Below are 12,726 nucleotides of genomic sequence, written 5' to 3' on the forward strand. Positions count from 1 at the left end.
GCGTTTTCGACTTTTCTGTAGGTCGTCCCTTGGGTAGCGGCGCCGCATGGCGAAGTTCCACCTCCTTGCGCAGACCGCACCAGCTTTGGATGGCATATCGACTGATTCCATATTGTCTGCTTAATTCGCGTATGCTAATCCCTCTACGATACCCCTGGACTACTATCTCTTTCATCTCCTGGCCATACCGTAACATCCCTTTTTTCCCTGACATGACAAAACCTCCAGTCGTAATTCTATCCTACGACTGGAGGCTTTTTCTTTCAATGTCCGTTTTTCCTGCTCCGGTTCATCAAAATCCATGCTTTTCTCTTTGTCAATTTTGTCTCTCTTGCATGAATCTGTAGGGAAAAGGAAAAGCTAAGGCAACCGGATAAATACATTTTGGTATGAGAGGGGACAAAAAAATGGGAATGCCAATTGGAATGATTACTTTGCTGGTTGTGGCAGTTCTGGTTTATTTCGGTTTGGCGCAGCGGATTCTGGATAGAATGCGCTTAACGGATAAACAGGCGCTGTGGTTTATTCTGGCGGTAATTGTAGGGAGCTTTGTTGATATTCCGCTGATGAGGGCGCCGGTGGCGCTTAGCGTCAATGTCGGTGGTGCATTACTGCCCTTTTTGCTGTCGGTCTGGTTGATTGCTAAAGCTGATGAAACCTCGGAAAAAATACGGGCTGTTGTATCGGCCGTGCTGGTTGCTTTCGCCGTATCACTCGGTTCCCGGTATTTGCCTTATGAGCCGGAAAATATGTTTCTAGACCCCAAGTTAATTTATGGAATTTCCGCTGGTCTGATCGCTTATCTGGCCGGGCGATCCCGCCGGAGTGCTTTTGCCGGCGGGGTATTGGGCATCATTCTAAGCGATATTGTCCATATGTTTACCTTGATGGGGTTGGGTGTCACGGGGACCACCAATATTGGTGGCGCCGGTGCTTTTGATGTGGTGATGATTGCCGGCTTTGTCGGTGTTATGGTGGCCGAACTGGTGGGTGAAACCAGAGAAAAATTGCAGGGCGGTCCTGTCCTGGGTCCTAATCGCCCGGAAGGCTTGTACGAGTTCAGTAAAGAGATTTTCTATAATCATAAAAAAGGCGCCGGAACGGAAAAGGGGAAACCGGCCGATACGGCAAAAAAAGAGGAAGAACGGGGTGACGACCATGAATAAGCGAATCCTGCTCATGCTTGGCGCGCTGTGTCTGGTGCTTTTTTTGCAAGGCACTGTCTACGCTCATTCCGATACTACCTATACCATTCATGACGAGCAAGGCGAAACCGTCTATATTACCGGCTGGAAGGTTAATGTGGGTGATCAGTTTCTGACAGAGAAAAATAAACGGTACGAAGTGGTTAGTATGGAAGGAAGTCAGGCTACGGCGCGGTTTTTGGGTGAAGTGAACATTACGGAGTACCTGCCTGACCAAGCCAAGCAGTCCTGGTTTGCCGGCATACTAAAGCCTTCAATTGCCTCTGCGCAGGATAATAAGGGGAAAGTCGCCATTTATCACACCCATTCGGATGAATCCTATGTACCTACCGACGGTACGGACAGCATTTATGGCAATGGCGGCATTTACAAAGTCGGTGATGCTTTTGCCAGTGCCTTGCAGGCAGACGGCATGGCAGTGGTCCATTCGGATGCCAGGCATGATCCTCATGACGACATGGCCTACGAGCGCTCGCGCCGTACGGCGGCTACCCTAATCAAGCAGGAGCAGCCTGATGCTATTTTTGATGTACACCGCGATTCAACGCCACCGGAAGTGTACAAAGCAAACATTAATGGCGAAGATGTAACCAAACTGCAATTGGTGGTAGGTAAATATGGTCCTACCGGCAAACAAATCGAAGACTACGCGCTGCAGCTCAAAGCTAATTCCGACCAAATGCATCCGGGTCTGATCAAAGGGATCTTTTTCGCCAAGGGTGGAGACTACAACCAGGATTTACATCCCCGCTCGATGCTGGTAGAAGTGGGTGCCCATACGAATGACCGCCCTTCGGCTGAACGGGGGATAGCCTTATTTGCCGATGTACTTCCCGCTGTTATCAATAAGGCCGGCGGCGGTGCGGCCCAGGGAGCACAACAGGGCTCGGAACAGCAGCAAGCCGGTGCGGCGGGATTTGGCTCGACGGCAGCCGGTCCTTCCGGTGCCACTAAGTCCATGGGCTGGATTATCGGTCTGCTGGTCGTGGGAGCCGCTGCCTTTCTCTTTCTCAGTACCGGCAGTATGAAAGAGGCAAAATCAAAGTTAAAGCAATTTACCAGTACGGAATTTGCCAATTTTTTGGCTCCCCGCAAAAAGCGCCAAGAGAAGCTCAACGAACCGGAGGAACAGAAAGAGAAAGACGAATAGCTTGGCGGCAGCCAATTGTAAAGAGTGACCGGATTTTATTCCTCACTCTTTCTTTATTTTGCAGGAAAACAGGCCGGAGTAACGGAATATTGTAATTAAGAGGTAAAAGATAAGTGCCACATAAGGGTATTTTTATTATGTGGTATTTCCTGCTGGGATGGAAACAGTAGCCAAGAAAGTAAAAATAGTATATAATGAACCGCGCTTGTCTGTCGTTCTGACTAGTGGTCTGTAAACTCTAAGGCTATAGGATCTCGCAAAAACACTATAGAATTAGGGCTTACAGACCATTAGGGCGCAGCCGGGTTATATAATCTGTTGTCTGATTGGAGATAGTATAGGTAAGCGAATAAATATGAGTAATATAGGGTGATATGATGAGTAAACCAATTGTAGCCATCGTGGGGCGTCCTAATGTTGGCAAATCCACGTTGTTTAACCGCATCGGCAAAAAGCGTGTATCCATTGTGGAGGATATGCCGGGGGTAACCCGTGACCGCATTTATATGGATGCCGAGTGGCTGGGGCATGAATTTACAATGATTGATACGGGCGGTATTGAGTTGGAGACCAATGACACCATGCTGAATGCCATACGCCATCAGGCAAAACTGGCGATTGACGAAGCTGATGTTATTTTATTTATTGTCGACGGTAAAACCGGAATGACCAACTCGGATGAGGAAGTGGCCAATATTCTCCGTAATACGCGCAAGCCGGTATTACTTGCCGTTAACAAAGTTGACACCATTAAGGATAATCACGACATCTATGAATTTTACAACTTGGGGCTGGGTGATCCCATTCCGGTATCGGCTGCCAATATCCTGAATCTGGGAGATTTACTGGATGCCGTTGTGGAGCAACTGCCGAAAGAAGGCGAAGCGGCGGAAGAGAGTGATGAAATCAAGGTGGCAGTCATTGGCCGGCCAAATGTTGGTAAATCCTCGCTGGTGAACGCCCTGATCGGAGAAGAAAGGGTCATTGTCAGTGATGTGGCCGGCACGACGCGGGATGCGATTGACACCCACTTCGTCACCGACGGCACGAAATTTGTCCTCATTGATACGGCAGGTATGCGCCGTAAGTCAAAGATTGAAATGCCGGTGGAGCGCTATAGCGTTATTCGTTCCTTGCGGGCTGTCGACCGGGCCGATGTGGTGCTGATGGTCATTGACGCCGTGGAGGGAGTTACCGAACAGGACAAAAAAATTGCCGGCTATGCCCATGAAGCCGGTAAAGCCAGTGTTATTGTGGTAAACAAATGGGATTTGTTGGAGAAGGATAGCAAAACCTCGCTGCGGTTTACTGAAAATATCAGAAGTGAACTGGGCTTCATGCAATATTCGCCTGTTTTGTTCACCTCGGCGCTCACCAAGCAGCGGGTGGGACGGTTGACCGAGCTAATCAAATTTGTTGCCGAACAACATAACATGCGGGTCAGCACCAGTATACTTAATCAGATCATCTCTGATGCCACAGCGATCAATCCACCGCCGGCTGCCCATGGCAAACGGCTGAAAATCTATTTTACCACGCAGCCCGATGTCAAACCGCCGACCTTTATTTTGTTTGTTAATGAGCCGGAGGCTATGCATTTTTCCTATTTGCGTTTTCTGGAAAACAAGTTGCGGGAGAGCTTTGGCTTTGAAGGAACTCCGTTGAAATTAGTCGTCCGGGGAAAAAAAGAGAAGGATGAATAAGCGGGGCAGGGTGAAGAGCAAATGGAATATACGATAGTACTCGTTTTGAGTTATATTATCGGGTCGATTCCCAATGGGCTGCTGATCGGCAAGCTCAAAGGAGTTGACTTAAGAGAGTACGGCAGCAAAAATATCGGCGCCACCAACGCCTACCGGGTTATGGGACCCTGGCCGGCATTCTGGGTGTTTCTTACCGATGCCTTAAAGGGGGTGGCCGGTGTCTTTCTTGGCAAGCTGCTGGTCGGATCACCGCTGTCCTTACTGGCTGGCGGCATTGCGGCCATGGCCGGGCACAACTGGTCGCTGTTTCTTGGTTTCAAGGGCGGACGCGGGGTGGCTACCGGCTTAGGGGTTATTGCCGTATTGGTGCCCAATGTGACCGTCATTGTGTTTTTCCTGTGGTCGGTCATTGTATTTACCACCAGGTATGTTTCGCTGGCTTCGGTGGTGGCCGCTCTTCTGGTTCCAGTCAGCATGTGGGTGCTGGGCGAAAATACGGAGTATTTCTATTTTGGTATTGTAGCGGCCGCTTTTGTGGTCATCCGTCACAAGGCCAATATCCAGCGGCTGTTGCAGGGCAATGAATTAAAAATTAAAGCAGGCAGCCATGCCGGGCCGCCGGAGAATAAAGAGAAAAAACAATAAGTGACAGGGTGAGAAGAGTATGGAGAAAGTTTCCATACTCTTTTTTTTGCGGAGTCATATTCTAAGTGGCATGTCATATATTTATTAGTGATTAATCAGGGACTGCTGCTATCCGTTCATTGTTTCATTATGAAACACGGTACTGATATAGCTTTTGTTTTGCGATGACGCTGTATTAAGGGAGGGATTGGAGAAGCTTATCATGCGACTGCAACAAAATACATATAAGTAGTCATGGGGAGGGAGATAAGGGAGATGGAAAAATTCGACTTGTTCCGCGATATTGCCGAACGTACCGGCGGCGATATCTATATTGGCGTGGTAGGCCCGGTACGTACCGGAAAATCAACTTTTATCAAACGTTTTATGGAAAATATGGTGCTGCCTAATATTACAGATCCTTATGAGAAAGAACGGGCCAAGGATGAACTGCCACAAAGCGCCGGCGGCAAAACCATCATGACCACGGAGCCGAAGTTTATCCCCAACGAAGCGGTTGAAATCAATGTGAATGAAAATGTCAGTGTTCACGTGCGTCTGGTGGATTGTGTGGGCTATACCGTGGAAGGCGCCCTGGGCTACGAAGAGGATGACGGACCACGGATGGTTTTAACTCCCTGGTTTGAAAACGAAATACCCTTTCAGGAAGCGGCTGAAATCGGCACACGGAAAGTCATTGCCGAGCATTCCACCATCGGATTGGTAGTCACCACCGACGGCAGTGTCACTGAGTTACCGCGGGATAAATATATTGCCGCCGAAGAGCGGGTGGTCAATGAACTGAAGGAACTGGAAAAGCCGTTTTTGGTCATTTTAAATACTAATAAACCGACGGCCAAAGAAACACGTGAACTAGTAGCAAAACTGGAAACCAGCTATGATGTTCCGGTCATTCCCATCGACTGCGCCCAGTTGAATCAGGATGATGTGTATGCCGTGCTGCAGGAAGTTTTATACGAATTCCCCGTCAAGGAAGTCAATATATCGCTGCCTAAATGGATTGAGGAGTTGCTGGAAGATCATTGGCTCCGCGAGAAATTTACCACTGCTGTGGAGGAAGTCATTCAATATGTGAAGCGACTCCGGGATATTGACCGGGCGATTGACGATTTGTCGGGCTATGATTTTATCGCGGACGTTATTTTGCACGATATGGATTTGGGCAACGGCATTGCTGTTATCGAAATTACGGCACGGGGGGATCTTTTTTATCAGGTGCTGGAGGAACTTACCGGCTTTACCATTTCGGGGGAACATCATTTGTTGCGCCTGATGCAGGACCTTGCCGTGGCCAAACGGGAGTATGACAAAATGGCCGGCGCACTGGAGCAGGTGCGTGAGACCGGCTATGGTATTGTACCGCCGCAAATTGAAGAAATGATTCTGGAAGAGCCGGAAATCATCCGGACCGGCAACCGGTTTGGTGTGCGCCTCAAAGCTTCGGCTCCTTCGCTGCATATTATTAGGACCGATATTCAAGCCGAGATTTCTCCCATCATCGGTACGGAAAAACAAAGTGAGGAATTGATTCAATACTTAATGCGCGAGTTTGAAGGCGAACCGGAAAAAATCTGGCGCACTAATTTGTTTGGCAAATCGCTTAACTCTCTGGTTAGAGAAAGCATTCAAAACAAACTGTCAGGCATGCCTGAATCGGCACAGGTCAAGCTCAGAGATACGCTGCAGCGGGTCGTGAACGAAGGCAGTGGCGGTTTAATATGCATTATTTTTTAATAAACCAAGTCAGTCTGTTATGGACTGACGATTTTTTTTATTTGTACTTGTAAAATAGGGGTAAAAGATGATATAATGTCTACCATCAAAAGATATTTATCCTTTTCTGAAATACTGGGAGGCGAAAGAGTGGCAGGACAAAAATCGGGCTTTTTCTTAGTCCGCGAAGAGATTTTACCAGAGGCAATAAAAAAGACGATCAAAGTAAAGGATTTGCTCAAACGCGGCGAAGCGCGCACCATAAATGAAGCAGTGGAGAAGATGGAGCTGAGCCGGAGCGCGTACTATAAGTACAAGGATTATGTATTTCCCTTTTATGAAGCCAGCCGGGAAAAGATTGTCACCCTGGCTCTGCTATTGGAGCATAAGCAGGGCGTGTTGTCGCGCGTGCTGAACACGATCGCCGGCGATCATGGCAGTGTGTTGACCATTAATCAGGGCATACCGCTGCAGGGGGTGGCCAATGCCACCATATCGCTGGAAACAGCCGATCTGTCGATTGATTTGGAGGCTTTATTGGACAAATTACGGATGGTTGAGGGTGTGAAGCGATTAGAAGTGCTTGGGCAAGAGTAGAGGGGAGAATGGCAGTATGAGGAAGGCAATTCATGTAGGTCTATTGGGATTAGGTACTGTCGGTACTGGCGTTGTAAAAATTCTTGCTAACAATGCAAATAGTATTGCCCAAAAAGTCGGTGCGGATATTCAGATAAAAAAAATCATGGTCCGTAATCCGGACAAATCCCGCAGCGTTGCTGTGGATGAGCTGATTACCACTAGGCTAGAGGATATTATCGATAACCCCGACATTGATATTGTGGTGGAAGTGATGGGCGGCGAGACGCCAGCCAAAGATTATATGCTGAAAGCGCTGCAAGCCGGTAAGCATGTGGTGACCGCCAATAAGGATGTCATGGCCCGCTATGGCCGTGAACTGTTTACCGCCGCAGAAGAGAATAAGCTGGATTTAATGTTTGAAGCCAGTGTGGGCGGTGGTATTCCGATTATTCGCCCGTTGAAGCAATGCCTGGCCGGCAATAAAATCAGTGAAGTAATGGGAATTGTCAACGGGACAACCAACTATATGCTGACTAAAATGACCAACGAGGGGCTGGACTTTGAAGAAGTTCTGGCCGAGGCCCAGGCCAAAGGCTATGCCGAGTCCGATCCGACAGCTGATGTGGGAGGTCTTGACGCAGCCCGGAAAATTGCCATTTTAGCATCCATTGCCTTCGGTGCTAGAGTTTCCGTGGATGATGTCTCGGTGGAGGGGATTACATCCCTATCCAAGGCCGACATCGGCTATGCCAGTGAATTGGGTTATGTTATTAAGCTGTTGGGGATTGCCAAAGAGGACGAAAAAGGAATTGATGTGCGGGTGCATCCGGCTTTTGTTGCGAAAAATCATCCACTGGCCGCCGTGCAGGATGTGTTTAACGCCATCTTTGTTAAGGGTGATGCGGTAGGCGAGGCGATGTTTTATGGACGTGGTGCCGGCGAAATGCCGACCGCCAGCGCGGTGGTAGCCGATATTATCGATGTGGCCCGAGATATCCAGCACGGTGTCAGTAGCCGAATTCTCTGCACTTGCTTTGATCAGAAGCCGATCTGCCCGGTGGAAAAGACGGAATCTCAATATTATGTCAGACTGCTGGTTGAAGATAAACCGGGGGTATTCGCGGCCATTGCCGGCGCGTTTGCCGCTGAATTGGTCAGCTTAAACTCGGTTATTCAAAAACGTAAAGTCAATTGCTGCGCAGAAGTCGTATTGATTACCAACCGGGTGCCCGACGCCAATTTGCGATCTGCCATAGGTATTATCAAAAGCATGTCGGTGGTCAATCAAATTCGCAGTGTCATCCGGGTAGAAACTGAAACCATCGGATGAGTACTAGTGGCCCGAAATTGGGAGGATATATGCTAAAAACTGTCAAAGTGCGTGTTCCCGGTACAACGGCCAATTGCGGACCGGGCTTTGATTCGGTCGGAATTGCCTGTACCATTTATAATAGTTTGGAGCTTTCTGTCAGTGAAGCGAGCGGTTTAACCATCGAAGTGTCCGGTGAAGGTGCAGGCGCGATACCGCACAGCGAAAAGAATATCGTTTGGCAGGCGGCTAGAGCCGTATTTACCAAAGTAGGCTTTGTCTATGGCGGGATCAGAATTCGAATGGATAATGCGATCCCCCTGGCTCGGGGCTTGGGCAGCAGTGCCGCGGCCATTGTCGGCGGCCTGGTGGCTGCCAACTCCATCAGTGGCAATCAGTTGACCAGACAGCAACTGTTTGAGCTGGCGACGGAAATGGAAGGGCATCCGGATAATGTGGCGCCGGCTTTATTCGGCGGCATTACCTTAAGCACGGTGGCCGCTGGCAGTGAAGGCGCCTCACAGGCCCATCACCTGCGTTTTTTACCGCCGGCACCGCTATCGATGATCGTGGCTGTCCCGGACTTTACCCTTTCCACCAGAGCGTCCCGTCAGGTGTTGCCGCAAACGGTTTCCCTGCAGGATGCGGTATTTAACGTCGGTCGGACGGCCATCCTGATAGGAGCTTTATGTAAAGGCGAGTTTCAACATTTGCAATATGCGCTGGAAGACAAACTGCATCAGCCTTATCGCCAGAAGCTGGTTCCGGGCATGCCGGAGGTCTTTCAGGCGGCCCTGGCTAACGGAGCGCTAGGTGCGGCTATCAGCGGCGCCGGCCCTTGCCTAATTGCCTTTGCCGTCAGCAGGGAAACAGCGATTGGTGATGCCATGGTGGCGGCTTTTGGGCGCCATCAGATAAAAGCCGGTTATCATGTACTGTCAATTGATCCGGACGGAGCAAAAATAATTAATTAATTAATTATCAAAAGCTTGTTGACATAGGATGATATAACAGGTATAATATTCTTTGTCAGTCGGGGCGTAGCTCAGTTTGGTAGAGCGCTATCTTGGGGTGGTAGAGGCCGTGGGTTCAAGTCCCGCCGCTCCGACCAGTAATTTTAATATTGTAAACCACCTAGGGAATCTGTTTTGTACAAGTAACTTTAATAAGATTGTAAAAGGCCGTCATTTATTTGACGGTCTTTCCTGTTTTACTAGAAGTGCTACATATTTCTGTTGGTATTAAAACAAAATTATATTCTATTTTAAAGAAGGGTTTCTTATGTCGATAACCAAGCGGTATGAATTGTTCATTTGCGGTCTGTTCTTTGTGTCTTTGGGCATTTCCTGTATTATTAAAAGCATGCTTGGCACCGCGCCCATTTCCAGCGCTCCTTATATTTTAAGTTTGCGCTATCCTGTTTCGCTGGGGGCATTTACCTTTATCATTAATATGGTGTTTTTGCTTGGGCAAATAATCATTTTGCGTCGCCAATTTCCCTATATTCAACTGCTGCAAATTCCCATGACCGGCCTGTTTGGCTGTTTTATTGATTTTACGATGTTCCTGCTTAGCAATGTGGCTCCGGCCATGTACCTTGGGCAAATGATTACTTTATTGCTGGGAATTTGTAGTATGGCATTCGGTATCGCTTTGGAGATTATCGGTAATGTTGTTATTTTGCCAGGTGAGGGAATTGTTAAGACTATTGCTACACATTGGAATTTTGAATTTGGCTACACCAAGACCTGTTTTGACACCAGTATCGTTCTTTTGGCCGGTTTATTATCCTGGCTTTACTTTGGTGAGCTGCGGGGCATTCGTGAGGGTACGCTGCTTTCAGCGCTGCTTACCGGTTTTGTTGTAAGATTTTTTTTAAACCATGTAAGCTACGCAAATCAAAATGATGGTAGGTTAGGGGAAAATGGTCAATAAGAAGACAGCGAACGGTTTCTTTTACCGGGAGTTTTTGGATAGTGCAGAAAGTAGAGTCATTGATCAGACAAATAGTAAAGGTGCTGCCGACGTCTTGCTAGACGCTGGCAGCACCTTTATATTTGCTTATTTTGTCAAATGGAACGGGATGGTGGTTACGATGACGTTTTCCTTTAAGATGAGCAAGGTCCGTAAAATCCAGCCTGTCTGATTGTGGAGGAGGCGGTGCCACCATTTACGGGTTTCAAATTCCGGTATGAGCACAGTGATATAATCGTTGGGACCCTTTTTCTCCGCCAGTTCGCTCACGTAGTCGATTAACGGCTGGATGACTAAGCGATAGGGAGAATATAACGTTATCAGTTGTACCCCGGGATTCCAGTTATGCCATTTTTCCTGAATCTTTTGTCCTGTTTCTTCGTCGGTGGCAATATGAAGAGCAATCACCTCTTCACTGATAGATTTGGCATATTTTAAGGTATGGGCCACTACGCTGGTCGGACTGGCAATTGGCACAATAACAATATTTTTCCCCGGGAATATCTTGGCCGCTATGGCGGGATTTAGTTCTTCCATCGGCAGATGAAGCTGATCGGCCATGTCATCATAATGCTTGCGGATTTTTTTAAACATGGTGATCATTAATGGAATAAAGATCAGGACAATCCAGGCGCCGTAAAAGAACTTGGTTATACCGATAATTAAAACAACAATGCCGGTCACAACTGCGCCGATCGCGTTAATGCCGGCCCGGGGCAGCCAATAATGGCCGCCTTCCCGTTTCCAGTGGACCACCATGCCGGTTTGGGCGATGGTGAAGGAAATAAATACTCCGATGGCATATAACGAAATCAAATGCTCCGTATTGCCGTTAAAGGCAACAATCAGAATGCCGGCCACAACACTGAGCAGGATGATGCCGTTGGAAAAGTTTAGCCGTTCACCTCTTGCTCCCAGATAACGGGGCATATAGCCGTCGCGGGCAAGGATGGAAAGCAGCGGCGGCAGGCCGTTAAACGAAGTGTTAGCAGCCAGATACAGTACGCCCATCGTGGTGAATTGAATGTAATAATAAAGCCAGTTGCGCCCGAAGATATCTTCGGCAACTTGGGAGAGCGCCGTTACGCCGTCCTGGGGTAAAATGTGAAAATGCATGATCAAAAAGGAAATGCCAATGAACATAAAGCCCAAAATGCCCGACATCCACATCGTAGTGATGGTAGCGTTGCGGGGCGCAGGGGCTTTGAACATGGGAACCCCGTTGGAAATGGCTTCTACCCCGGTCATGGAGCTGCAGCCGTTGGCAAAGGCCCGCAGGATTAAAAAGGACATGGTCCAATCCCACTGTTTGGATAAGGATTCGACCGGTATGACCGGCGCCTGCTGGGTCAGGGCCTGATAAAAGCCTGTAAGCAACAGGGCAAATATGCCGAAGACGAAGCAGTAAGTCGGAAAGACAAAGGTTGTGGAAGACTCACGGATACCGCGTAAATTAATAAGCATTAAAATACCAAATAGAATGACGAGATCGATGGGGACTTCGTAAGGCAGCAGCTCGGGAAACGCTGACATCAGCGCTGCGGTGCCGGCGGAAACGCTTACGGCCACGGTAAGGGTGTAATCGGCAAACAGTGCAGCGGCAGCAGTCAGAGCGGGGAATTCGCCCAGATTGTGGATAGCTACCGAATAGGAGCCGCCGCCACCGGGGTTGGCTTTGCCGACCTGGACATAAGAAATAGTTACAATAAACAGCAGCACCAAAATGGCCAGAGCGACAGGCCCCAGATAACCGTAGGCCATGACTTGAGATGCGGCCAGAATGATCATGATCTGTTCCGGACCGTAGGCCACTGAGGAAAGCGCGTCTGAAGAAAAAATAGCTAAAGCTTTCAGCTTGGAAAGCTTTTCATGGGCCATTTCTTGATTGTGCAGCGGCTTGCCGATCAGCAGACGCCTGAGCAATCGCATCATAGGATAGATCTACCTCCAAATTCTAGTATGTACGTAATGAGATAAAATACTATAAAAACAAAAAGAAGACCTACAAGCGGTCTCGTGCCCTTGTTTTAGCTTTGCGAAGGCAGATGGCGGTGGAATGACAAGGAAACATTCCATGCCTAGGCAGGATTCCCTCCTGAAACGTAACCCCTTCGCAATGAAATTGGCTCATCTCATAAGATCAATTATAGCGGATTGGCGCAATAAAGAAAGTTCTGTTTAATGTCATTAGACTGAATGGCATGCTTTGGCAAGATTAATTTTGATAAGGTTATCCGCTTTCTTGATCTTTTGTCAGTTTTCGCTGGTTTTTGAGGAATTATACCACTATAGTGGTCTGTTTACTCTGAAATTACAATGACTTCGCGGGACTTTTTCCACATGCTTCATTGCCGTCAGCTTATCTATGTCCGAAAGGCACGTCTCCTCCGACTCGCCTTTTCGATAAAATTCCTGCGATTATTTTGCGCTTTCAAAGTAGACAGACCA

11 protein-coding genes and 1 tRNA gene are annotated in these 12,726 nt (G+C 48.2%); 10 read left to right on the forward strand and 2 right to left on the reverse strand.

Annotation, left to right across the window (positions count from 1 at the left end):
• Positions 1–214, reverse strand: a 214-nt coding sequence (locus BMW43_RS19765; RefSeq protein WP_143050672.1) for a hypothetical protein, incomplete at its 3' end; no start/stop codon positions are given.
• A 193-nt stretch (positions 215–407) separates the two neighbouring features.
• Between BMW43_RS19765 and BMW43_RS19770 the strand changes: the two genes are divergently transcribed.
• The 10 genes from BMW43_RS19770 to BMW43_RS19815 all read left to right on the forward strand — a co-directional run bounded on the left by BMW43_RS19770 (position 408) and on the right by BMW43_RS19815 (position 10,239).
• Positions 408–1,166 carry a DUF1614 domain-containing protein gene (locus tag BMW43_RS19770; protein ID WP_091751987.1) on the forward strand — a complete coding sequence of 253 codons (759 nt, stop codon included), beginning with the start codon at positions 408–410 and terminating at the stop codon, positions 1,164–1,166.
• Positions 1,159–2,355: a stage II sporulation protein P gene (gene spoIIP / locus BMW43_RS19775; RefSeq protein ID WP_091752054.1), complete on the forward strand. Its 1,197-nt coding sequence runs from the start codon at positions 1,159–1,161 to the stop codon at positions 2,353–2,355. Before BMW43_RS19770 ends, spoIIP begins: the two co-directional genes overlap by 8 nt.
• A gap of 377 nt (positions 2,356–2,732) precedes the next feature.
• On the forward strand, positions 2,733–4,058 hold the full coding sequence (gene der / locus BMW43_RS19780) for a ribosome biogenesis GTPase Der (RefSeq protein WP_091751990.1): 1,326 nt from the start codon (positions 2,733–2,735) through the stop codon (positions 4,056–4,058).
• A gap of 21 nt (positions 4,059–4,079) precedes the next feature.
• A complete protein-coding gene (gene plsY, locus BMW43_RS19785) occupies positions 4,080–4,703 on the forward strand; it encodes a glycerol-3-phosphate 1-O-acyltransferase PlsY (protein WP_091751993.1) in 624 nt (207 codons plus the stop codon).
• A 255-nt stretch (positions 4,704–4,958) separates the two neighbouring features.
• Positions 4,959–6,437, forward strand: a complete 1,479-nt coding sequence (spoIVA, locus tag BMW43_RS19790) for a stage IV sporulation protein A (RefSeq protein WP_091751995.1) — start codon at positions 4,959–4,961, stop codon at positions 6,435–6,437.
• Between the two features lie 129 nt (positions 6,438–6,566).
• On the forward strand, positions 6,567–7,013 hold the full coding sequence (locus BMW43_RS19795; protein ID WP_091751998.1) for an ACT domain-containing protein: 447 nt from the start codon (positions 6,567–6,569) through the stop codon (positions 7,011–7,013).
• A gap of 16 nt (positions 7,014–7,029) precedes the next feature.
• Positions 7,030–8,325, forward strand: coding sequence for a homoserine dehydrogenase (locus tag BMW43_RS19800; protein WP_091752001.1), 1,296 nt, complete (start codon positions 7,030–7,032; stop codon positions 8,323–8,325).
• Positions 8,326–8,354: 29 nt separating this feature from the next.
• Positions 8,355–9,278 carry a homoserine kinase gene (gene thrB, locus BMW43_RS19805; RefSeq protein WP_091752004.1) on the forward strand — a complete coding sequence of 308 codons (924 nt, stop codon included), beginning with the start codon at positions 8,355–8,357 and terminating at the stop codon, positions 9,276–9,278.
• Positions 9,279–9,338: 60 nt separating this feature from the next.
• Positions 9,339–9,415, forward strand: a tRNA-Pro gene (locus BMW43_RS19810).
• Positions 9,416–9,585: 170 nt separating this feature from the next.
• Positions 9,586–10,239, forward strand: a complete 654-nt coding sequence (locus BMW43_RS19815) for a YczE/YyaS/YitT family protein (protein WP_091752007.1) — start codon at positions 9,586–9,588, stop codon at positions 10,237–10,239.
• Positions 10,240–10,365: 126 nt separating this feature from the next.
• Here BMW43_RS19815 and BMW43_RS19820 read toward each other — a convergent pair whose 3' ends face one another.
• A complete protein-coding gene (locus BMW43_RS19820; protein WP_091752010.1) occupies positions 10,366–12,210 on the reverse strand; it encodes an APC family permease in 1,845 nt (614 codons plus the stop codon).
• Positions 12,211–12,726 lie beyond the last annotated feature (516 nt).

Origin of the sequence: Propionispora vibrioides (genome assembly GCF_900110485.1) — a bacterium.
GTDB lineage: Bacteria > Bacillota > Negativicutes > Propionisporales > Propionisporaceae > Propionispora > Propionispora vibrioides.

Bases quoted from the DNA above. Each gene is read 5' to 3' on its own strand.
- BMW43_RS19770 (WP_091751987.1), top strand. From the start codon at position 408: ATGGGAATGCCAATTGGAATGATTACTTTGCTGGTTGTGGCAGTTCTG.
- spoIIP (WP_091752054.1), top strand. From the start codon at position 1,159: ATGAATAAGCGAATCCTGCTCATGCTTGGCGCGCTGTGTCTGGTGCTT.
- der (WP_091751990.1), top strand. From the start codon at position 2,733: ATGAGTAAACCAATTGTAGCCATCGTGGGGCGTCCTAATGTTGGCAAA.
- plsY (WP_091751993.1), top strand. From the start codon at position 4,080: ATGGAATATACGATAGTACTCGTTTTGAGTTATATTATCGGGTCGATT.
- spoIVA (WP_091751995.1), top strand. From the start codon at position 4,959: ATGGAAAAATTCGACTTGTTCCGCGATATTGCCGAACGTACCGGCGGC.
- BMW43_RS19800 (WP_091752001.1), top strand. From the start codon at position 7,030: ATGAGGAAGGCAATTCATGTAGGTCTATTGGGATTAGGTACTGTCGGT.
- thrB (WP_091752004.1), top strand. From the start codon at position 8,355: ATGCTAAAAACTGTCAAAGTGCGTGTTCCCGGTACAACGGCCAATTGC.
- BMW43_RS19815 (WP_091752007.1), top strand. From the start codon at position 9,586: ATGTCGATAACCAAGCGGTATGAATTGTTCATTTGCGGTCTGTTCTTT.
- BMW43_RS19820 (WP_091752010.1), bottom strand. From the start codon at position 12,210: ATGATGCGATTGCTCAGGCGTCTGCTGATCGGCAAGCCGCTGCACAAT.